18 protein-coding genes are annotated in these 21,810 nt (G+C 66.3%); 7 read left to right on the top strand and 11 right to left on the bottom strand.

The window, feature by feature from the left end; translation table 11 throughout:
* Nucleotides 1-76 precede the first annotated feature (76 nt).
* A complete protein-coding gene (locus RI032_RS10215; RefSeq protein WP_322548237.1) occupies nucleotides 77-2,395 on the bottom strand; it encodes a TonB-dependent receptor in 2,319 nt (772 codons plus the stop codon).
* 387 nt (nucleotides 2,396-2,782) lie between these two features.
* Nucleotides 2,783-3,616 carry a sugar-phosphatase gene (gene yidA, locus RI032_RS10210; protein ID WP_322548236.1) on the bottom strand — a complete coding sequence of 278 codons (834 nt, stop codon included), beginning with the start codon at nucleotides 3,614-3,616 and terminating at the stop codon, nucleotides 2,783-2,785.
* Nucleotides 3,617-3,766: 150 nt separating this feature from the next.
* On the opposite strand from yidA, the gene RI032_RS10205 reads away from it, so the two are divergent.
* Complete coding sequence (locus RI032_RS10205; protein WP_322548235.1) at nucleotides 3,767-4,429, top strand: exopolysaccharide biosynthesis protein; 663 nt, start codon at nucleotides 3,767-3,769, stop codon at nucleotides 4,427-4,429.
* A 90-nt stretch (nucleotides 4,430-4,519) separates the two neighbouring features.
* Here RI032_RS10205 and RI032_RS10200 read toward each other — a convergent pair whose 3' ends face one another.
* Complete coding sequence (locus tag RI032_RS10200) at nucleotides 4,520-5,830, bottom strand: PQQ-dependent sugar dehydrogenase (RefSeq protein WP_134958791.1); 1,311 nt, start codon at nucleotides 5,828-5,830, stop codon at nucleotides 4,520-4,522.
* Nucleotides 5,823-6,263 carry a DUF2231 domain-containing protein gene (locus tag RI032_RS10195; protein ID WP_100446963.1) on the bottom strand — a complete coding sequence of 147 codons (441 nt, stop codon included), beginning with the start codon at nucleotides 6,261-6,263 and terminating at the stop codon, nucleotides 5,823-5,825. Before RI032_RS10195 ends, RI032_RS10200 begins: the two co-directional genes overlap by 8 nt.
* Before the next feature lie 310 nt (nucleotides 6,264-6,573).
* Between RI032_RS10195 and RI032_RS10190 the strand changes: the two genes are divergently transcribed.
* On the top strand, nucleotides 6,574-8,340 hold the full coding sequence (locus RI032_RS10190) for a S8 family serine peptidase (RefSeq protein WP_010482107.1): 1,767 nt from the start codon (nucleotides 6,574-6,576) through the stop codon (nucleotides 8,338-8,340).
* Complete coding sequence (locus tag RI032_RS10185; RefSeq protein ID WP_010482108.1) at nucleotides 8,340-8,933, top strand: S8 family serine peptidase; 594 nt, start codon at nucleotides 8,340-8,342, stop codon at nucleotides 8,931-8,933. Before RI032_RS10190 ends, RI032_RS10185 begins: the two co-directional genes overlap by 1 nt.
* A gap of 135 nt (nucleotides 8,934-9,068) precedes the next feature.
* Here the strand turns inward: RI032_RS10185 and RI032_RS10180 are convergent, their stop codons facing one another.
* The 5 genes from RI032_RS10180 to cyoA form a co-directional block, all read right to left on the bottom strand.
* Nucleotides 9,069-9,740, bottom strand: coding sequence for an SCO family protein (locus RI032_RS10180; RefSeq protein WP_010482109.1), 672 nt, complete (start codon nucleotides 9,738-9,740; stop codon nucleotides 9,069-9,071).
* A 143-nt stretch (nucleotides 9,741-9,883) separates the two neighbouring features.
* Nucleotides 9,884-10,216 carry a cytochrome o ubiquinol oxidase subunit IV gene (gene cyoD, locus RI032_RS10175; protein WP_005411473.1) on the bottom strand — a complete coding sequence of 111 codons (333 nt, stop codon included), beginning with the start codon at nucleotides 10,214-10,216 and terminating at the stop codon, nucleotides 9,884-9,886.
* A gap of 1 nt (nucleotide 10,217) precedes the next feature.
* Nucleotides 10,218-10,853, bottom strand: a complete 636-nt coding sequence (gene cyoC / locus RI032_RS10170) for a cytochrome o ubiquinol oxidase subunit III (RefSeq protein ID WP_010482111.1) — start codon at nucleotides 10,851-10,853, stop codon at nucleotides 10,218-10,220.
* Nucleotides 10,850-12,826, bottom strand: coding sequence for a cytochrome o ubiquinol oxidase subunit I (gene cyoB / locus RI032_RS10165; RefSeq protein ID WP_010482112.1), 1,977 nt, complete (start codon nucleotides 12,824-12,826; stop codon nucleotides 10,850-10,852). Before cyoB ends, cyoC begins: the two co-directional genes overlap by 4 nt.
* A gap of 5 nt (nucleotides 12,827-12,831) precedes the next feature.
* Nucleotides 12,832-13,737: a ubiquinol oxidase subunit II gene (gene cyoA, locus RI032_RS10160; RefSeq protein WP_109814804.1), complete on the bottom strand. Its 906-nt coding sequence runs from the start codon at nucleotides 13,735-13,737 to the stop codon at nucleotides 12,832-12,834.
* A 183-nt stretch (nucleotides 13,738-13,920) separates the two neighbouring features.
* On the opposite strand from cyoA, the gene RI032_RS10155 reads away from it, so the two are divergent.
* The 4 genes from RI032_RS10155 to RI032_RS10140 are packed head-to-tail and all read left to right on the top strand — an operon-like array spanning nucleotide 13,921 to nucleotide 17,793.
* A complete protein-coding gene (locus RI032_RS10155; RefSeq protein WP_322548234.1) occupies nucleotides 13,921-15,336 on the top strand; it encodes an aminotransferase-like domain-containing protein in 1,416 nt (471 codons plus the stop codon).
* Between the two features lie 55 nt (nucleotides 15,337-15,391).
* Nucleotides 15,392-15,670 (top strand): hypothetical protein, encoded by a 279-nt coding sequence (locus RI032_RS10150; RefSeq protein ID WP_019336318.1) that lies wholly within the window; start codon nucleotides 15,392-15,394, stop codon nucleotides 15,668-15,670.
* Nucleotides 15,670-16,269 carry a DUF6436 domain-containing protein gene (locus RI032_RS10145; protein ID WP_322548233.1) on the top strand — a complete coding sequence of 200 codons (600 nt, stop codon included), beginning with the start codon at nucleotides 15,670-15,672 and terminating at the stop codon, nucleotides 16,267-16,269. Before RI032_RS10150 ends, RI032_RS10145 begins: the two co-directional genes overlap by 1 nt.
* A 9-nt stretch (nucleotides 16,270-16,278) precedes the next feature.
* Nucleotides 16,279-17,793, top strand: a complete 1,515-nt coding sequence (locus RI032_RS10140) for an aminotransferase-like domain-containing protein (RefSeq protein ID WP_322548232.1) — start codon at nucleotides 16,279-16,281, stop codon at nucleotides 17,791-17,793.
* A 222-nt stretch (nucleotides 17,794-18,015) separates the two neighbouring features.
* Here the strand turns inward: RI032_RS10140 and RI032_RS10135 are convergent, their stop codons facing one another.
* Together RI032_RS10135 and RI032_RS10130 are read right to left on the bottom strand one after the other, a co-directional pair.
* Entirely contained in the window at nucleotides 18,016-19,317 is a 1,302-nt protein-coding gene (locus RI032_RS10135) for an aminotransferase class V-fold PLP-dependent enzyme (RefSeq protein ID WP_322548231.1), read from the bottom strand.
* Nucleotides 19,317-21,719 (bottom strand): TonB-dependent receptor plug domain-containing protein, encoded by a 2,403-nt coding sequence (locus tag RI032_RS10130; RefSeq protein ID WP_322548230.1) that lies wholly within the window; start codon nucleotides 21,717-21,719, stop codon nucleotides 19,317-19,319. Before RI032_RS10130 ends, RI032_RS10135 begins: the two co-directional genes overlap by 1 nt.
* Nucleotides 21,720-21,810: the final 91 nt, after the last annotated feature.

Raw genomic sequence — 21,810 nt, 5'->3', positions numbered from 1 at the left:
CGCCAGAAAATCCCTGTTGATTGCGCAAGGCGTGCCTCTGGCAGGGGTCAGCTATCCACGCATGGCGTGGATCCACTCAGAAGGTCATCGAGGTACTGAACATCAGCTGTCGTGGCGCGCTGCGCTGCAGGGTCTGGTAATCCCCAGAGAACGACGAGCCGGCGATGGTGGCGGTGCCGATGTTGTGGCGGTTGAACAGGTTGCTCACGTCCAGCCGCAGCTCCAGGCCGGGCACCGCGCTGTCCGCACCGAAGCGGTAGGCGGCATAGGTGTTGACCTGCCAGAAGGTCGGCACGCGGATGTCGTTCTCGTAGGTGAACGGCTGGCGCAGGTAGGAGGTGCTGGTGGCACCAAAGCGCCAGTCGCCGAAGTGGGCGGACAGGTCGCTGACCAGCGAGATCTGCGGGTAGCCCGGCTGGGCGTTGCCCTTGATCGGGTACACCGTGTCGCCCACGACGAAATCACTGTCGTAGTACGAACGGGCCACGGCCACGCCCTGGTAGAACTGCAGGTGGTCGGTTAGGTCGGCGGTGATGCCGAGGTCGGCGCCGATCACATGCATCTTCGGCATCAGCCGAACCGTGTTGATCTGCGCGAACTGGGTACCGATGGCGGCCGACAGCAGGCGGTTGCGGATGTCGTTGTAGAACACGTCGCCGGTGATCGTCAGCCGGTCGAAGCGATGCGACGCGCCTACGGTGAGGTTCCAGTTCTTCTCCGGGCGCAGCGTGCCGGCCACGCGGTCGAACTCTTCCTGGTCGGTGATGGTCCATGCGGAGGCGGTGTAGCCGATGTTGCCGCGCTGGGCCACGCGGTAGCCGTTCATGGTGTTGGCCAGGTCGATGAAGGCGTCGGTGGATTCGGTCGGGCTCCAGAACAGCGAGACATGTGGCAGGAAGTTGCTCTTCGCGCGCAGCGTACCGTTCACCGGCCGGTCCTTGGCATCACCCAGGCCGCCACCGCGGGTGCGGAAGTCCACGGCCTTGAAGCCGACACCCAGCTTCAGCGTGTCGTTCAGCACGATGTCGTCCTGCAGGTAGAACTGGCGCGAGCGGGTCACCCAGCTCGATGCGTTGTCGGTCTTGAACGCGGGGCCGTACACGTCGAACGGGCCGGTGGCCTTCAGCGGCGGGCCCTCGCCCAGCAGTGGCTGCTGGTACCACTCGGTCTTGGCCGCGGCCTTGCTCTTCTCCTGCCAGAAACCGGCAGTGAAGGTGTGCGCGCCGGTCTCGAACTGCAGGTTGACCATGCCGCCCAGGCGGTTGAGGCGCGGCGTCTGTACCTGTTCGGAGAACGGTGCGCCGTTGGGCGACGGTACGGTCGGGTCGGTCAGCGTGGCCTGGGTGTGGCTGTTGGCGTTGTACAGCTGCACGTTGCCGCTCAGCGCCGGCGTGATCTGGAAGCGGTGGTTGATCGAGGACACGCGGTCGCGGGTGGTCTGGCCGGTGTCGTACGGAATCAGCTCGGAAAGTTCACCACAGGTATAGGCGCCGCAGGACTTGTCCGCATTTTCCGGCGAGGCCACGTAATACGCCCAGGCGTAGTCAGGGTAGAAGATGTCGGCCTTCCAGCCCAGCTTGCGGATCATGTCGAAGGAGATGTTGTTGTAGCCCCAGACCTTGGCCTTGCTGTCAGAGAGGAACACAGTGAAATCGCCCCAGGCCACATCCTGCTGCAGCTTCAGGTCGCCGCGCAGAAAGTGTTGGGTGCCGCCCCCCTGGTACTTGTCGGCGGACACGCGCTGCAGGTCGACCAGCACTTTCGGGCCATGCTCGCCGAGCTGGCCGCTCTGCCCGGATACGGTGGTGACCAACGTGCTGTTGCTGCCCACGCCCTGCTTCACGCGCAGGCTGGGCGTGTCCTGCAGGTCGCGCAGGCGGTATTCCAGGCTGCCTCCATTGACGCTGCTGGAGAACACGCTGACGGGTGCGCCACCGGGGCTGACCGTGATCGCACCGATGCCATCGGGCACGCCCACGTTCACCACGCTGGTGCCGGTGAGCGAGAGGAAGCCGTTGTCGTTCAGCGGCACGCCTTCGAAGGTGATGCCCATTTCATTCATGCGGAAGCCGCGCACGAACAGGCTGGTGGCGGAGATATCCAGGCCCAGTCCGTCGGTGGCGGTGTAGCTGGCGCCCGGTACCTGCTTCAGCATGGCCAGGCCGTTGTTGCCGGTGACCATCGCGTCGAGGTCTTCGGCCTTGATGATGTAGCGGTTGGGACCGACCACCTGGGTCGGTGCCACGGCCGCACCGCGCGGCGTTGCGATGACCTGCAGGGCATTGAGCGTGGTGGGCGTGTCGAGCGCGGCGTCGTGCGTTTCTGCGGCGTACGCAGGTGCGGTGATGGCCGCGATGATGGCCAGGGCGAGGCGCGTCGTGGGTGGGGTGTTCATGGGCAGATCCAGGGTGCAGGGAGAGAGCGGCGCAGGCGCACGCCCAGCGCGTTGCAGCGCCGGTGTCGGCGCCCTGGCTGGCGATGCGATTGCGTTGAGGGTGACGGCGCAGTGCGCGCCGGTCAGTGGCAGAGGAGGACGATCCTCTGCCTCAGAATTCGATGGCGTGATTTCGACGTGCGAAATTCTTGCATCGCGCTGCCGCATTCGCCATTGCGCGGTGGTACAGCACGAATGGCGATAGGGATGGGTGGGTTATACGTGGGTATAGCCCCGGCGTGGTCGGGGCCGACCTTGGTCGGCGCTTGCCGTCTGCGTGTGCCAACCAAGGTTGGCACCCACCGGGGCGGATGAGGTTGGCAGCTACCTCGACAGCTGACCGCGCGGTTACTGCAGGACGAAGCGCTCGATCGCGCGCGCCACGCCTTCATCGGCATTGCTGGTGGTTTCAAACCGCGCAACCGCCTTCACAGCGTCAATGGCATTGCCCATCGCCACGCTGGTACCGGCGTACTGCAGCATGGTCAGGTCGTTTTCCTGGTCGCCGATGGCCATCACGTTGGCGCGGTCGATGCCCAGGTGCGCGGCCAGCTTCTGCAGGCTCGGTCCCTTCCCGGCGCGGCGGTCGAACACTTCCAGGAAGAACGGTGCGCTCTTCAGTACCGCGAAGCGCTCGGTCAGTTCGCTGGGCAGGCGCGCGATGGCGGCATCCAGCACGTCGGGCGCGTCGATCATCATCAGCTTGATGAAGGACATCGACGGGTCCATGTCTTCCACGCGGCGATAGGACAGCGGCATCCGCGAGAGATGCGAATCGGCCACGGTGTAGTAGCTGATGTCCTGGTTGGGCGTGTACATGCGCTGGCTGTCCAGCGCCTGGAAGTGCACGCCCAGGTCGCGGGCCACCTGCTCGCAGAACAGGAAGTCGTCGAAGCTGAGCGGATACTCGACCACGGTTTCGCGCGTGCCGATGCGCTGCACCAGGCCGCCGTTGCAGGCGATGCAGTAGTCGTCGTCGCCGGTGATGCCCAGCTCGTGCAGGAACGGTGCCAGGCCCGGAACCGGGCGCCCACTGGTCAGCACGATGTGCACCCCCAGCGCGCGCGCCTGTGCGATGGCCTGCTTGGCCCGCCCGGTGAGCGTGTGGGTGGGGTCCAGCAGGGTGCCATCCATATCAATGGCGACCAGTTCGATGGTCGATTGCCTGCGGCCCATGTCCATTGCGTTCAACTCGTGCGGGGCACACCAGTTTACCGCCTCATGCCCGGTTCACCTCTTTGCCCACGTTGGCCGGGATACTGCAGGGGCCTGTGCGTCCCCCCACCGCAGGACGGCCCGCTGACCGCCCTTCCCTGGAGAACCTTGCGACGCATGACCTACCGTGCCCCCGAAACCAACGACAGTGCGCCTCTGGCCCAGCAGATCGAGCAGATGATCGACGAGCTGCCCGGCGAGCAGGTCAGCGTCGGCACCCTGCTCAGTGCGCTGGGCGATGAAGGCCTGCTGCTGATCGTGATCCTGCTCTCGGCCATCTTCATCATTCCGGTGTCGATTCCGGGGCTGAGCACCGTGTTCGGCGCCTCGATCCTGCTCATCGGCCTGAGCCGGGTGCGCAACCGCCCGCTGTGGGTACCGCAGAAGCTGGCGCGCCGCGAGATCGCCACCGACAAGCTGAAGGCCAACCTGGGCCGTGCGCTGAAGTGGGTGTACCGCATGGAGCGGCTGTCGCGGCCGATGCGGCTGGCGGTGATGGTGCGCTCGAAGAAGATGATGCGCCTGAACAACCTGATGCTGGTGTTCGCGACCCTGCTGCTGATGGCGCCCGCCGGACCGATTCCTTTCAGCAACACGCTGCCGGCGCTGGCGCTGATGGCCTTTGCAATCGGCTTCATCCAGCGCGATGGCGCGGCGGTGGCGGCCGGTTACGGCTTCGTGGTGGCCACGGTGGTGTATTTCGGCGTGCTGCTGGGCGGCGTCGGGTTTGCTGCCGAGTCGGTGTTCAGCGGGTTCCGCAGCAGTACTGCGGAACTGTAGAGCCGAGCCCATGCTCGGCTTAGGCGCGCACCGCGCGGGTTTCCGTGCACCGAACGAAGAGCAGCCGAGCATGGGCTCGGCTCTACAGAACTACTTGGCCGACACCCGCCACACCACGTCGCCCACGTCGTCGGCGACCAGCAGCGCGCCCTCTGCATCCATGGCCATCCCCACCGGCGCACCCATCAGCGTCTTCTCGTCCTTCGAGGCGAAGCCACTGACCACAGTCTGTGGCCGCCCGGTCGGCTTGCCGTCCTTGAACGGTACGTACACCACTTCGTAGCCACTTAGTGGCGAACGGTCCCAGCTGCCGTGTTCGCCGATGAAGGCACCGCCGTGGTACTGCGCCGGCAGTGCCTGGCCGGTGTAGAACAGCAGGCCCAGCGGTGCCACGTGCGAGCCGATGGCGTAGTCCGGCACGATCGCCTTGGCCACCAGGTCCGGCCGCTGCGGCTGCACGCGCTCGTCCACGTGCTGGCCGTAGTAGCTGTAGGGCCAACCGTAGAAACCATCTTCTTTCACCGAGGTGAGGTAGTCCGGCACCAGGTCGGCACCGATCTCATCGCGTTCGTTCGCAACCGCCCACAACTTTCCGGTGCTCGGCTCCCAGTCCAGGCCGGTCGGGTTGCGGATGCCCGAGGCGAAGATGCGGCTGCCACGGGTGGCCACGTCCACTTCCAGCACCACCGCGCGGCGGTATTCGACGGCCAGGCCATTTTCGGTGATGTTGCTGTTGGAGCCGACGCCCACGTACAGCTTGCGGCCGTCGCGGCTGGCCAGCAGTTCCTTGGTCCAGTGGTGGTTGATGGTGCTGGGCAGGTCGGTGAACTCGCGGCCCTTGTCGGACATGCGGGTTTCGCCGGGCACGTAGTGGTACTGCATGATGTTGCCGGTGTTGGCCACGTACAGCGTGTCACCGATCAGCTGGATGCCGAACGGCGAGTGCAGGCCTTCGATGTAGACGTGCTGGCTCCAGGTGTTCGTTCCCGGCGAGCGGCGCAGCAGGGTGACCCGGTTGCCGCCCTTGCCGGCCTTGCCCGAGCGCGCCTTCACCTTGCCGGCAATCCACTGCTTGGGCGTGGTGACCGGTTCTTCGCCGGGGCCGTTGCCTTCCACCACCAGCACATCGCCGTTGGGCAGGGTCAACAGCCGCCGCGGATGCAGCAGGTTGGCGGCGATGCGCTCGATCTTCAGGCCCTCTGCCACCGAGGGCGACTGGCCGTCGGCCCAGCCGACGCCCTTGGGCACCTGCATCGGCGGCATCAGGAAGTTCTTCGGTGCCGGCAACGGCGGCTGTGCGCCGGACTGGTCAGCGGGGTGGTATTCGGCCTTGCCCGCGCAGGCCGACAGGGTGACCGCCAGTGCCAGCGCGGCGACGGTGGGCAGGATGTGCTTAGCCATGACGACCTCCCTGCAGCACCGGCGGCTGCAGTGACAGCAGGATCAGGCCCAGGGCGATCAGGGCCACGGTCAGCGCCGACAGGATCGTACCCGGCACGGCAGCGGCATACGCATCGCGGCTGTGCACGAACGCGTTCCAGATGGCCAGCACCACCGCGACCAGGTTGAGGAAGAAGTCGATGCGGTCGATGCGGGTGGCGGTACCGCTGCGGCGCCAGACCGCGAACAGGTTGATCAGGCGCGGAATGATGGCGATCAGCAGGCCGAAGGTGATCAGCCAGGCAGCGGCCTTGCCCCACATCACCTCGGCGCTGTTGAGATAGATCGCGTCGAAGATCAATGCACCGACGAAGAAGCCGAAGGGTATCGGGTTCAACAGGCTGAACAGCGTGGTGCCGAGGCCGCGATGGGCCTGGGCGAGCGGATTGACCATCATCGTGCTCCGACGCGGAAGGGTGCACGGGCTGTAGTAGCACAGCCGCGTGTGAAGCCACGCGATGACACCTGGTAGATCCACGCCATGCGTGGATGCAGGTGCCAATCAGGATTGGCGTCCACCAGATGCGGGGCACGGCAGTCGTCATTACCCCGCGGGATAAGCGTTTGTGACGCAATCGGCACATCTGCAGATTGGGTGTGTGAAGAGGTAGGGGGTTGTTCGTTGTGTCGCGTTTGGCTCGTTGCGATGGGGCAGATCCGCCCCGCCGTCCTGCCATGCCGATTCACAACAGAAGGATTCGTGTATGAAGCGACACACGCAACGCTCCGCGCCACCACGCTCCGCGCGCCTGGCCCTTGCCACTGCCCTGGTGCTGGGCAGCCTGGCCGTCACCGCCCAGGCCCAGCAGGCCGATCCGCTGGCCGGGCGTCAGTGGCATCTGCTCAACACCGGGCAGGCCGTACTGGGCGATACCCTGCCGGTGGCCGGCAACGATCTCAACGTGGACGGCCTGTTCCGCAATGGCATCCGTGGCCAGGGCGTCACCATCGCCATCGTCGATGATGGCCTGCAGATTGCCCACCCGGACCTGGCCGCCAACGTGGCGGCGGTCGCGGGCAAGAACTTCGCCAACCAGAGCAACAACCCTTCACCGTCCAATCCGGACCGCGACAATCACGGCACCATGGTCGGCGGCATCGCCGGTGCGGTGGGCGCCAACAACCTGGGCGTGCGCGGCGTGGCCTCGGCGGCCACACTCAAGGGCTTCAATTTCCTGGCATCCAATGCCCAGGGCAATTCGAACTCCAACATCGAGTACTCGTGGTGGGACGGCGCCGAAGTGGCCGACGTGGGGGTCTTCAACAACAGCTGGGGCTCCAGCCCGGGCAACCCCAACCTGCCGTTGGCCTACAGCCAGAACGACATCACCGCCTATGAGCAGGCCATGTCCGGCACCCGTGGCGGGCGCGGTGGCATCTACGTGAAAGCCGCCGGCAACAACCACAACAACGGCGCACGCTCGGATGGCACCGACATCTGCTCGGCAGACACCAAGAACCGCAACACGGGCTGCATTCCGGCCGGCCGCGATCCGCGCAACAACCTGTTCAACGTGATCACTGTTGCCGCCGTGCGCGCCGATGGCGTGCGCTCCTCGTACTCGTCCACCGGCTCGGCGCTGTGGGTGTCCGGCTTCGGTGGCGAGAACGGCTGGCAGCGGCAGGTCGTGCCGGGGCAGCTGGCGATCCGCTACGATCCGGCCATCCTCACCACCGACGTCACCGGCTGCGCGCAGGGCAGCAACAAGAATACGAGCCTGCGCAACACATTGGACGGCGACCAGTCCGCCATCGACAGCACCTGCAACTACACCGGCAAGATGAACGGTACCTCGGCGGCCACGCCGATGGTGTCGGGCGTGGCGGCATTGCTGCTGGAAACCAATCCAAACCTGTCCTACCGCGATGTGAAGTACATCCTGGCCACCACGGCCACCCGCAATGACCCGAACCGGGCGGCGGTCACGCACTCCGATGGCCGCGTGCTGGTGCCGGGTTGGACGGTGAATGCCGCCGGCCGCGCCTACAGCAACTGGTACGGCTTCGGCGTGGTCAACGCCGCCCGTGCAGTAGAGGTCGCCGAGAACTTCCAGTCGCTGGGTGCATTGGTGGACAGCGGCTGGCGCAACACGACGCGCACCGTAGCCATCGGCAATACCTCGGCCGCTGCTGCTCGCCTGACCTTCCAGCTGGCCAATGGCGCGCGCAACATCGAAAGCGTGCAGCTCGGCTTCCGGGTCAATCACAGCAACACCCGCCAGCTGCAGTTCGTGCTGGTCTCGCCCAGTGGCACGCGCAGCGTGGTGCAGCCGGCATTCACCGCGATCGGCTCTGGCCTCAATGGTGTCCAGCGCAACTTCACCAACTGGGACCTGCTGTCCAGCAATGCCTTCCTGGATGAGAACGCCACGGGCACCTGGACGCTGGAAGTCACCGACCTGGGGCAGGCCGCGAACGCTGCATCGCGTGGCAACCTCGAATTCTTCAAGATCCGCGTTCTGGGGCACTGATGATGAAGACGACCATTCTGTTGAGCACCCTCGCCCTCGCGGCGATGACCACCACCGCCTGGGCACAGAGTTCGGGCCAGACACCTCCGGCGAAGACCTTGTCGACCGTAGACACGCAGCAGTTGAAGGCGGAGGCCACCGGCCGTTCGTTCAATGTGGGCGGCGCGCGCTTCCAGCTGGCGCCGTCGGCAACCGTGCAGCCGGCCAGCGGCGGCCAGTTCCGGATCACGACCGGGGCTGATGCCAGGGCGGCGGCCGTCGGTACCCGCAGCAAGCGGTCCACCGATGCGTCTACCGGTGTGGTCGCACGTGCAGATGCCGGCGCCAGCAAGTTTGCGGCCGCTGTCTCCAACGATGGCGCGCCGGTAGTGGCGACCTCGCGGGTCAAGGTGTTCTTCACCGATGCGGCCTCGGCCCAGCGTGCGGCCACCGCCACCGGCGGCACCGTGGTGAAGGTATCCAAGGCCTCGGGCCGCGCGATTGTGGAGTACCCGTCGGTGAACGCGGCGCTGGATGCGACCACCAAGCTGCTGTCGACCGCCGGCATCAAGGCGGCCGAGCCGGACGTGGTGCAGTGGGAAGAAACCAAGTAAGGCGTTGAGTGGTGCCCCCGGCCGGTTGGCTCTCCTGGCCGGCCGGGGGATGGGTGTGGGGGATGTGCCGACCAACGGTCGGCACCCACCCACAGCAGATCCAGAAGTGCCAACCAAGGTTGGCAGCCACCAGCGTCAGCGGGCGGCGAGTGTGTCGCTGTGTTTGCGGCTGCAGCTGGCCAGTGCGTCGTTGCCGGCGGCTGGATGAGCGGGCTCCAGCAGCAGGCGCTGCACGTCGGAGAACAGCTTGTCCACCGGCATGCCATAGGGCGCGAACAGGCGCAGGCGGCCCTGGCGGTCGAACACGTAGCCGCCCGCGATGTGGCTCATGGTGTAGGTCTCCGGCACCTGGCCGGGTTCCTTCTCATAGAACGCCTTGAAGTCGCTGGCCATCGCGGCCAACTGCGCTTCGTTGCCAACCAGTGCGATCGCCTTGGGGTCGAAGGCTTCCACATAGGTGCGCGCCACCTCCGGCGTATCGCGCGCCGGGTCGACGCTGACGAACACCACCTGCAGCTGGTCGGCATCCTTGCCCATCAGGTGCTTGACCTGACTCAGCTCGACCATGGTGGTCGGGCACACATCCGGGCAGCTGGTGAAACCGAAGAACAGATAGGTCACCTGCCCCTGCAGGTCCTTCGGGCCACGCACGGTGCCGTGGCTGTCGGGCATCGACCACTGCTGGCCAAGTTCTTCGCAGGCGATGTCCTTGGAGTAGAAGTCCATGCGCGACTGCGCACTGCAGCCGGCCAGCAGGCCGATGGCCAGGCCGGCCAGCAGCGGCAGGCGGAAACGGGGAGAGAACAACGAACGGACAACAGCAGCAGGACGCTTCACGGGTACCACCAACGCAGATGCGGGCGGGGTCTCGGTCAGGCCTGCCCTTGGGGGAAAAGAGGGCTGAGGTGCCGGGGTGATCGCGCGATCCGTGCCGATCACCCCGGCCACGGTCAGTTGATCATCATGTGGTAGTGCATGCTCCAGATGATCCATACCGACAGCGCGACGATGATGAACAGGATCACCAGGGTGAACACGAAGCTGGCCAGGTTCCAGCCACCTTCGGACTTGCGGTCCATGTGCAGGAAATAGACCAGCTGCACCAGGATCTGCGCCACCGCGAAGCCGACCAGCAGGAACAGCGTGAGCGGCCGCGACAGCACCGGGTTCATCACCAGCGCGAACGGCACCACGGTCAGCAGCGCGCACAGCACGAAGCCGATCAGGTAGGACTTGGTGGAGCCGTGCGCATTGCCGGCGCGCGAGGTTTCGACGTGGGCCATGTCAGAAGGCTCCGATCAGGTAGACGAAGGTAAAGACGCAGATCCACACCAGGTCCAGGAAGTGCCAGAACAGGCTCAGGCACGACACGCGGGTGATGTTGGTCGGGGTCAGGCCACGGCGGTAGACCTGGTGCATGACCACCGCCATCCAGATCAGGCCGCTGGCCACGTGCAGGCCGTGGGTGGCGACCAGCGCGAAGAACGCCGACAGGTAGGCACTGGTGCTGGGGCCTGCGCCTTCGTGGATCAGGTGCGAGAACTCATAGATCTCCATGCCGATGAACGAGGCACCGAGCACGAAGGTCACGCCCAGCCAGCGCAGCACCGCCGAGGTGTCGTGGCGGTGCATCGCCAGTACGGCCTGGCCGTAGGTGATGCTGGAGACCAGCAGCAGGAAGGTCTCGGCCATCACGAACGGCAGCGAGAACAGCTCCTTGCCGGTGGGGCCGCCGGCGTAGGCGGTGCTGAGCACCGCGTACGAGGCGAACAGCGAACCGAACAGCACCAGGTCGGACATGAGGTAGACCCACATGCCGAACACCTTCATGCCGCCCTGCTCGTGGCTGTGGTCGTGTTCGTGGTGGTCCTCGTGTGCCTGCGTGCCGGTGGCCAGCTCGGGGCGGGTCAACAGGTTCATGCGCGTACCTCCTTCAGCTTGGCAAGGTTGGCCGCTTCAGTGCGCGCCACCTCTTCGGAACTGACGTAGTAGTCCACGTCCTCGTCGTAGGACCGCACGATCAGGGTGACGATCATCGCGATGAAGCTGGCCGCGGCCATCCACCAGATGTGCCAGACCAGGGCGAAGCACAGCACCAGGATCCAGATGTTGAGGATCAGCGGCACGCCGGTGTTCTTCGGCATGTGGATCGGCGCGTACGTCTTCGGCGGCGGCGGCAGGCCGCGCTTCTTCGCTTCGTGGAAGGCGTCCAGCTCATCGGCCTTGGGCACCACCGCGAAGTTGTAGAACGGCGGCGGCGACGGCGTGGCCCATTCCAGCGTGCGCGCATTCCACGGGTCGCCGGTCAGGTCCAGGTTGCGCTTGCGGTCGCGAACGCTCACGTAGATCTGCACCAGCATCAGGATGATGCCCGCGAACACGAACAGCGCGCCGATGAAGGCAGCGATCAGGTACGGCGTCCACGCCGGGTTGTCGTACTGGTTCATGCGACGGGTCATGCCCATGAAGCCCAGCATGTACAGCGGCATGAAGGCCAGGTAGAAGCCGATCACCCAGCAGGCGAACGACCACTTGCCCAGGCGCTCGTTGAGGGTGAAGCCGAACACCTTCGGGAACCAGTAGGCGAAGCCGGCCAGGTAGCCGAACAGCGCGCCGCCGATGATGGTGTTATGGAAGTGCGCGACCAGGAACAGGCTGTTGTGCAGCAGGAAGTCCGCGCCCGGGATGGCCAGCAGCACGCCGGTCATGCCACCGATGGTGAAGGTGACCAGGAAGGCGATGGTCCACAGCATCGGCACGCTGAACTCGACGCGGCCGCCATACATGGTGAACAGCCAGGTGAAGATCTTCACCCCGGTGGGGATGGCGATGATCATCGTCATGATGCCGAAGAAGGCATTGACGCTGGCACCGGAGCCCATGGTGAAGAAGTGGTGCAGCCAGACGATGAACGACAGGATGCCGATCGCCAGCGTGGCGCCCACCATCGACTTGTAACCGAACAGCTTCTTGCGCGCGAACGTGGCAGTGACTTCAGAGAAGATGCCGAACGCCGGCAGCACCAGGATGTACACCTCCGGATGGCCCCAGGCCCACACCAGGTTCACGTACATCATCGGGTTGCCACCCAATGTGTTGGTGTAGAAGTTGAAGTCCAGGTAGCGATCCAGGGTGAGCGCGCCCAGCGCCACGGTCAGGATCGGGAAGGCGGCGATGATGATCACGCTGGTGACCAGCACGGTCCAGGTGAACACCGGCATCTTCATCAGGGTCATGCCCGGCGCACGCATGCGCAGGATGGTGATGAACAGGTTGACGCCGGTCAGCAAGGTGCCGATACCGGATGCCTGCAACGCCCAGATGTAGTAATCAACACCCACGCCTGGGCTGAACTCGATGCCCGACAGCGGCGGATAGGCCACCCAGCCGGTCATGGCGAATTCGCCAACGCCCAGCGAGATCATCATCAGCGCTGCGCCGACCACGAAGATCCAGAAGCTGAAGGCGTTGAGGAACGGGAACGCCATGTCGCGCGCACCAATCTGCAGCGGCACGATGATGTTCATCAGGCCGACCACGAACGGGGTGGCTACGAAGAAGATCATGATCACGCCGTGCGCGGTGAAGATCTGGTCGTAGTGCTCCGGTGGCAGGAAACCGTCACTGCCCGGCCCCGCCGCGGCCAGCTGCGCGCGCATCATCAGCGCATCGGCGAAGCCGCGCACCAGCATGACCAGCGCCACCACCACGTACATGATGCCGATCTTCTTGTGGTCCACGGTGGTGAACCAGTCGCGCCACAGCGGGCCCCACAGCTTGAAGTACGTCACTGCGCCAAGCAGCGCGAGGCCACCCAGCACCATGGCCGCCAATGTGACCACGACGATCGGCTCGTGCAGCGGCACGGCCTCCCACGTCAATTTACCCAACATGTTCGTTACTCCTGGGAAACCTGAGCACCGCCGGCAGCGCCCGCCGGGGTAGCAGCAGTGGTGTTCTCACCGACGCCGATGAACTGGTCGATGACCTTCTTGAACAGCAGCGGTTCGACACTGGAGAAGTGCTGCACCGGTGCGTTCTTCGACGGCGCGGCCAGCGCCTTGAACTGCGTGAAGCTGAGCGCGTCGGGCGCGCTGCGCACTTCGGCCACCCAGCGCTCGAAGTCTTCGTTGCTGCTGGCAGTGGCGATGAACTTCATGTTCGAGAAGCCATGCCCGCTGTAGTTGCCGGACATGCCACGGAACTGGCCGGGTTCGTTGGCGATCAGGTGCAGCTGCGTGCGCATGCCGGCCATCGCGTAGATCTGCCCACCCAGCTGCGGGATGAAGAAGGTATTCATCGTCGAGTTGGAGGTGATGTTGAATGCCAGCGGACGATTGGCCGGGAAGTTGAGCTGGTTGACCGTGGCGATGCCCAGGTCCGGGTACACGAACACCCACTTCCAGTCGGTGGCGATCACGTCCACGTGCAGCGGTTCGCCAGCCACGTCCAGCGGCTTGTAGGGGTCCAGCTCGTGGGTCGACTTCCACACGATCACCGCCAGCACCGCGATGATGATCAGCGGCACGCCCCAGACCACGATCTCCACCTTGGTGGAGTGCGACCAGTCCGGCGTGTATTTCGCTTTGGTGTTGCCAGCGCGGTAGCGCCACGCGAACACGAAGGTCAGCACGATGGCCGGTATCACCACGATCAGCATCAGGCCGATGCAGATCAGGATCAGGTCGCGCTGGGCGAGCCCGACCATGCCCTTCGAATCCAGCAGCACCCAGTCACAGCCCGACAGGCCGACGCAGGCCAGGGCGACCAGCGCCAGGCGGATGCGGTTCCAGCAGATATTCATTGGAGGTCAACCCTGTTGAAGAAGCGCGCTTGACCGGCTCGCCTGCGCGCAGCGCCCGGGCGTGGAGCGGCTACACTGTGGGTACGAGGTCGCCTACAAGCAGGCGAACCACTCCAATCAAGCCCATACAAAATACAACATTGTATGGACTTATGCATCTGCACGTATGGAAAAATCTGACCGATGACGCCACCTGCCGCCGGCCGCCGCCTGAAACACCCCAATCGCACCTGGGTCCGCCCCTTCCGCGAGGGCGCCGGCCCGCTGTACCTGCAGATTGCCCAGCAGGTGCGCGAGGCGGTGGATGACGGCGTGCTGCGCCCGGGCGACCGCCTGCCGCCGCAGCGCGACCTGGCCCAGCAGGTGGGCGTGGACCTGACCACGGTCACCCGCGCCTTTGCCGAACTGCGCCAGGCCGGCCTGCTCGACGCGCAGGGCGCGGGCGGCACCTTCATCGCGCTGTCGGCCGGCAACCGCAGCACCTCGGTCGACCTGAGCATGAACATCCCGCCGCTGCTGGGCAGCGCGCCGTTCGCGCAGGGCATGGAAGCCGGCTTCCAGCACGTGGGCCAGCAGCTGGGCCAGGGTGAACTGATGAGCTACCACGTCGGCGCCGGTACCCGCGAGGACCGCGCCGCCGCCGTACAGTGGCTGGCACCGATGCTGGGGACGGTCGGCACCGACCAGGTAGTGATCTGCCCCGGTGCGCAGACCGCGCTGTGCGCGCTGATCCTGGCTCGCACCCAGCCAGGCGAGCTGATCGCCGCCGAGCAGCTGACCTACCCGGGCCTGCTGGCCGCCGCGCGTGTGCTGCAGCGGGGCGTAGTGCCGGTGGCGATGGACGCCGAGGGCATGCTGCCCGATGCGCTGGAAGAAGCCTGCCAGCTGCGCCGCCCGCGCCTGCTGTACCTGGTGCCGACCATCCAGAACCCGACCACGGCGACGATGTCGGCGCAGCGCCGGCAGGCCCTGCTGGCGGTCGCCAAGCGCCACGATCTGACCGTGATCGAAGACGATCCCTACTGGTTGCTGGCCGGTGACGCCGCGCCACCGCTGGCCGCCCACCGCGACGCCGGCTGCCCGGTCTACTACATCTCCACCCTGTCCAAGTGCCTGGCGCCGGGCCTGCGCACCGCCTACCTGGTGGTGCCGGCCGGCGAGCCGATGGAACCGGTGCTGGATGCGCTGCGCGCAATCGCGCTGATGCCGACCCAGTCGATGGTGGCGGTGGCCTCGCAGTGGATCCGCAGCGGCCAGGCCCAGGACATGGTGCAGCGCTTCCAGCAGGAACTGCGCGAGCGCCAGGCGATTGCCGCGCAGTACCTGCCGTCCCGTGCCCAGGCGCATCCGGCCGGCCTGCACGTGTGGCTGCCGCTGCCGCCGCGGCTGGACCAGTACCGGCTGATCCAGGCCGCGCAGGAACAGGGGCTGGGCATCGCCAGCTCGGACGCCTTCAGCGTGGAAGAACCGCCACCGGGCAACGCGATCCGCCTGTCGCTGGGCGGCGCAGTCGACCAGGGCGCGCTGGCCGGGGCGCTGGCCAAGCTGAACGAGATCCTGTCCGAAGCCCCCGAGGCCCGGCACAACGCCATCGTCTGAGTCGTCCACGTGGCACGGCATCCATACAAGATGATATTTTGTATGCAATGTATGGATGAAGGGACGTGCATCGATGCGCGCCGAGAAACTGAAGTTCCACCTGGTGATGGCCGGTTGCGGCGGCTTTGTCGTGCTGATGCTGGCCGCGCTGGCCTGGGTCTGCCTGCAGCCACAGACCGTGGACGTACAGGCCGCCGAACGCCATGCCATCGAGCAGTGCCTGCAGCGCAGCGAGGATCCGTCGCGTAGCGAGATCCAGCGTCGCGCGCAGGCCGATTCCTGCCGCGAGATGCGCAAGCAGTACGTGCACAAGTTCGGCCGGGAAGACTCCTGATGGGCGCAGCCGCGCCGCGCCGCCGCTGGCTGCTGCCGACGATGATCGCCCTCGCCTGCCTGTTCATGGCAGGCGTGGCGGCTGCACTGTGGCAGTACTTTGGTTACAGCGCGCAGTCCACGTTCACCGAACAGGCCATCGTCTTCGACGACTCGCAGCTGCGCCTGCCGGCCGATCTGGACGGAGATACCGGCCGCATCCGCGTGGTGCATTTCTGGGACCCGGCCTGCGGGGTGTGCAACCGCGAGACCGGTGCCCACCTGAGCTACCTGATCAGCATGTACCGCCGCGCCGGCATCGACTTCTACGCGATCCGTCGCCCTGGCACGCAGGGCGAACTGCCCGAGCCGCTGCGCAACAAGGTGATCAACCTGCCGTCCATCGACGGCATCGAGCACATCCCGGCCAGCCCTGCGGTGGCGATCTGGGACCGGCAGGGCCATCTGGCCTACGCCGGCCCGTACAGCATCGGCATGGTCTGCAACTCGGCCAACAGTTTCGTCGAACCGCTGCTGGACAGACTGGTGCGCGGCGAAACCGTGCGCCCCAAGGGACTGCTTGCCGTGGGCTGCTACTGCCCCTGGCAGGCCAAGCGCTGAGGACGCGCAATGACATCACTGGCTCTGGGTGACGCGACCGCCGCAAACAACAACGGCGGTCACCTGTCCGAACCGACCGATGGTTATGGACAGGCTCCCGCCGTTGGAAGCAACGATACGCCCCGACATGCTCCGTACATGCCGCGACCGGATGTCGCAGCGCGCGAGTGGGTGCAGGACGTCCTCGCGCACAGCGGCCCGATCTACCTGCGCATCGTCAATTCGCTGGAACGCACGGTGCGCCGTGGTGGTCTGGCACCGGGACAGCGCCTGCCCTCGCAGCGCGCGTTGGCGCAGCAGCTGGGCATCGACCTGACCACGGTCACCCGCGCCTTCGATGAAGCACGCAAGCGTGGCCTGATCGAAGCGCGTGGACCACAGGGCAGCTTCATCGCACCGCCCAAGGCCGGCTTCGACCAGGTGGTGGACCTGAGCATGAACGTGCCGCCGGTGCCTGATGCCGATGCATTGGCCGAGACGCTGCGCCGCGGTGCCGCCGCCGTGCTTGCGCGCAGCAACGCACCGAACCTGATGACCTATCACCTGGGCGGCGGCAACCCGACCGACCGCCATGCGGCAGCGCGCTGGCTGCAACCGATGCTGGGCACGGTGGACGATGCCTGCCTGCTACTGACCGAAGGCGCCCAGGTGGCGCTGGCCGCGATCCTGCTCAGCCAGGGCCGCGATGGCGACGCGATCCTGTGCGATGCGCTGGTCTATCCGGGCCTGCTGCAGGCCGCAGCGGCGCTTGGCCGGCGGCTGTTGCCGGTGGACTGCGACGAACACGGCATGTGCCCTGAAGCGCTGGTGCGGCAGGCACGCGGGAGTGGCGCGCGGCTGCTCTATCTCAACCCCACCTGCCAGAACCCGACCGCGCTGACGTTGCCGTTGCAGCGGCGCGAAGCGCTGGCGCGTGTGCTGGAGAGTGAAGGCCTGCTGGCGATCGAGGATGATCCGTACTGGCACCTTGCCGAAGAGGCGCCGGTACCCCTGGCAACGCTGGCACCGCGCCATGTGTTCTATGTGGCGACGCTGTCGAAGGTGATCAGCCCTGGCCTGCGCACCGCGTTCGTGCAGTGCCCGAGCGCTGCGCACGCCGAGGCGATGACGGCTGCGTTGCGGGCGACGCGGCTGATGGGCCATCCGCTGGTCTCGGCATTGGCCAGCCAACTGCTGCTGGATGGTTCGGCGCAGTCACTGCTGGCCCAGGTACGCGCCGAGGCACGCGAGCGCATGCGCATGGCACGTTACCTGCTCGCGCCGTCGCTGCTGCAGCGCGCGGAGGGCCTGCATGCCTGGTGCCGGATACCGGCACCCTGGACCGACGCCACGCTGGTGCGTACCGCACAGCTGCAGGGGCTGGCGATTGCGCCGTCATCGGCGTTCTGTCCGCCGGGGGTCTCGCACCAGTACGGCGTGCGGTTGTCGCTGGGGCTGGCGGCGGACCGACGGCAGCTGGAGAGTGCGTTGCGGCGGATTGACCGGTTGTTGTTGTCCGATGCGTTGCCGGCGATCGAGCGGTAGGCGGAGAGCATCCACGCAGGGCGTGGATCTGCGGGATCCGCTTCGGTAGATGCCAACCTTGGTTGGCAATGTCCGTGCACGCCATGCGTGGATAGGGTGTGCCGACCAACGGTCGGCACCCACCAGGCTGGAGAAGAGCGGTAGCGCCGGGCCCTGCCCGGCGGACGATTCCCCGGCACGCTCGAAATGTGCCAACCAAGGTTGGCACCTACCCAAGCAGGGTCAGGCCAGGGCGGAGAGCGCCTGCACCAGCGCATCCATCTGCTGCGGCCGGGTGAACACCGACGGCGTCACCCGCACGCAGGCGCCGGAGTCCAACCCGTCGCGATGCGTGGTGAACACGCGATGCTCGTCCAGCAGGCGCTTCTGCAGCGCCATGTTGTCTGCCACGTTGGTGCGCCCACGCAGACGGAAGCTGGCCAAGGCGCTGGCCAGCGCCGGATCGGGCGAAGACAGCACTTCGATGTGCGCCATCTGCCGCGCTGGCAGCGTCCAGCGCTCACGCAGGTAGCGCAGGCGCGCCTGCTTGTTGGCCACGCCGATGCGCTGGTGCAGCGCGATCGCTTCCGGCAGTGCCAGGTAGGCGGCGAAGTTGACCGTGCCGGTGTGTACGCGGCTGCCCACGCGGCCGTCGTCGGTCTCGCCCATGTACGGGTCGAGGTCCGCAACGCGGCCCCTGCGCACGTACATTGCGCCGACGCCGACCGGCGCACCGATCCATTTGTGCAGGTTGATGCCAACGAAATCGGCCTTCAGCTGTGGCACCGCGTAGTCGATCTGGCCAAAGCCATGCGCCGCATCGACGATCACGTCGATACCCCGTGCGCGTGCACGCTCGGCGATCTCGGCCACAGGCAGCACCAGCCCATGGCGATGGCTGACCTGGGTCAGCAGCACCAGCTTCAGGCGCGGAAACTGCGCGAATGCGTCCTCATACGCCTGCAGGATCTGCGCGTGGTCGGGCACCGCCGGCAGCGCGATGCGCTCGACCTGCACGCCGCGACGCTGCTGCAGCCAGCGCATCGCCCCGATCATGCTGTCGTAGTCGATGTCGGCATACAGCACCTGGTCGCCGGGCTGCAGGCGGTTGTAGCCGCCAATCAACGCCAGCATCGCCTCGGTGGCGCCCCGAGTCAGTGCGATCTCATCCGCATCCACACCCAGCAGCTCGGCCACCTGCCGCTGTACTGCCAGGTACTGCGCCGGGAATTCACGGCGGCCGTACCAGGCGTTGCCACGGTTCACTTCAGCGGTGTGGCGCTGGTAACTGGCCAGCGTCTCAAGCCCCATCGCGCCCCAGTAGCCGTTCTCCAGATGGTTCACTTCGTCGGTGATGTCGAAGTGGCTGGCCACGGCGGTCCAGTAGTTTTCATCGCGGGCCAGCACGTCCGGCGCCACGGTCGTTGCGGGAATCTGCATGGGTGCAGCGTAACGCGCGGCAGCCGTGGCGGGCAGTGAAGACAGTGCAGCTGCAGCCGGCAGCAAGGTACCTGCACGCAGCAGGGAACGGCGGGCCGGGTCCATCAGAAGCTCAGCCGGTACTGCGCGTACAGATTGGCACCGTCGGTGTCATAGGGCGCGTTGCGCGAGTAGACCAGGCCGCGGCTGGCCTGGAAAGTCGCCTCGTCCGGATAACTGTCCAGCACATTGTCGGCACCCACGCGCAGGCTGTGATGTTCGTTGATGCGATAGCCAACGGCCAGGTCGAGGAAGCTCATCGCCCCGAAGCGCTGGTAGATGTCGCCCACCGCGTTGCCGCTGGAATCGGTCCAGGCGCCGTAGTAGCGCATGCGCGCCATCAGCGACCAGGCACCGATGTCCCAGCTGCCGGTCAGACTTCCCTTGTGCTCGGGCAGGCGGTCTTCGAACAGCACGCGCTGGGTTTCGTTGGTCGCCACCGAGGTGCTGCCGTTGTCCACGCGGGTGCGGTTGTAGTTGTAGGCCAGGGTCAGCGTCATGCGGCCTGCGCCGAGGTCGCGCAGGTAATTGCCGACCACGTCCACGCCGGTGGTGGTGGTGTCGAAGTCGTTGGTGAAGTAGTTCACCGAGGTATAGCCCAGCGGATTGGGCGTACCGGCCGGAATGGCGAAGCTGGCCGACTGGCTGAAGCGGTCGGTGAGCCTGATCTGGTAGACATCCACCGAACCGGACAGGCCCAGGTCGGTGCGCCAGGTCAGGCCCAGCGAGGCGGTGCGCGATTCTTCGGGCTTCAGCGGCCTGGCACCGAGCAGCTGCGCCAGTGGATCGTTCGGCGACAGGCGGCCACTGGTGAAGATCTGCAGGGTGCGCGTGTCCAGGCCCTGGGTGGTACTGGTGGTGTTGAGCTGCGCCGGCGTCGGTGCACGGAAGCCGGTGGACACGGTACCGCGCAGGGCTACGTCCGGCGTGATCGCGAAGCGCGCCGACAGCTTGCCGTCCAGCGTGCTGCCGAAGCTGGAGAAGTCCTCGTAGCGGCTGGCCGCACCGATGCTCCAGCGCTCGCCCAGCGGCACTTCCATATCCACGTAGGCGGCCTTGCTGCGCTGGCTCCACTGCCCGGCCTGGCTGGCGGAGAAGCCCGGTGCGCCATTGGAATTGGCTTCCAGGCCCGCGACCGCGCCCGGGCCCACCGCGTACGAGGCCGGATCACCGGCGCGCACCTGGTAGGTCTCCTGGCGGAACTCGCCGCCGAAGGCGACGTTGATCGGCTTGGACAGCGCGCCCACCTCCCACTCGTAGTTGACGTCGGCGTTGGCGTTCTTCTCGGTCTGGGCCAGGCGGCCGAGGTCAAACGCGGTCGGGCTGGCCGGACCCAGCGAGGCATTGATCGAGTTCTTCAGGCTGTAGTCGATGGCGTTGCGACCATACGAAGCACTGACATCCCAGCGCAGCTTCGGCGTGATCTCGCCACGCAGGCCGCCGACCAGCTGCAGATCGTTCTGGACGTTGCCGTACCGCGGGCTGAAGCCCACCGGGTACAGCGAACGCAGGTTCCAGCCCGGGAAGATCGACGTGGTGCGGTAGGCACCGGTGGTGGTGTCCGGGTTGCGCCAGTTGAAATCGCTGACGCCATCACTGTGGCTGTAAACACCGAACGCGTACAGCTCCAGCGTCTCGCTGGCGTTGGCCTTCACGTTGAAGCCAACGCGGCGGCTTTCCAGGTCCGGCTGGCCCCAGCGCTGCACCGGGTTGGGCACGTCCAGCTCCGGATGGGCCGCCTGGAAGGCGATGGCATCGGGGCGCTGGCGGGTGCGCGAGGTGGCGTCGGAGTTGGACGACTCAGCGAACAGCACCAGGCTGCCATAGTCGCCCAGCGACCAGCCGGTGCGCGCACTGAAGTCGCGCGAGGCACCGTCGCCCTGCGCGTACTGCGAATAGCCGGCGGTGATCTCGGTGCCCGGACCATCCTCGAGGATGATGTTGATGACACCGGCGATGGCGTCCGAGCCGTACTGCGCAGACGCACCATCACGCAGTACCTCGATGCGCTTGATTGCACTGGTCGGAATCTGCGCCAGGTCGGCGGCCTGCGCGCCACGGTTGCCGAGCAGCGCGCTGCGGTGGAAGCGACGACCGTTGACCAGCACCAGGGTCTGGTCCGGCGACAGGCCGCGCAGGGTGGCCGGGCGCACGAACACTTGGCCGTCCGCCATCGGCAGGCGCTGCACCACGAACGACGGCACCAGCTGGGCCAGCACATCCTTCAGGTCGGTTGATTCAACGGACGTGATGTCTTCCTTGGTGAACACGTCTACCGGCGCCAGCGTTTCGAACTGGGTGCGGTTGGAGGCACGGGTACCGGTGACCAGCATCGCATCGAGCTGGGTGGGCACGGCACGGCTACCGCCTGCGGCGTCGATCGCATCGGCCTCCGCTGCGATCGCGCCTCCTGCGCTGGCCATGGAAAGGGCAAGGAGGATGGAACGCGAAAGCTTCGAACGATGCACAGCAGGGCTCCGGGAGGACGCGACAGGGCCAGCACCTGTGCGGACACAACAGGCCTGGACAAGGCGCGCAGTCTCGGCCCGATGTGTGAAG

The sequence above is a fragment of the Stenotrophomonas geniculata genome (assembly GCF_034508895.1).
In the GTDB taxonomy this organism is placed as follows: domain Bacteria; phylum Pseudomonadota; class Gammaproteobacteria; order Xanthomonadales; family Xanthomonadaceae; genus Stenotrophomonas; species Stenotrophomonas geniculata.
Note: the sequence above shows the minus strand (reverse complement) of the source record. Positions and strands in the feature narration are given on the sequence as shown.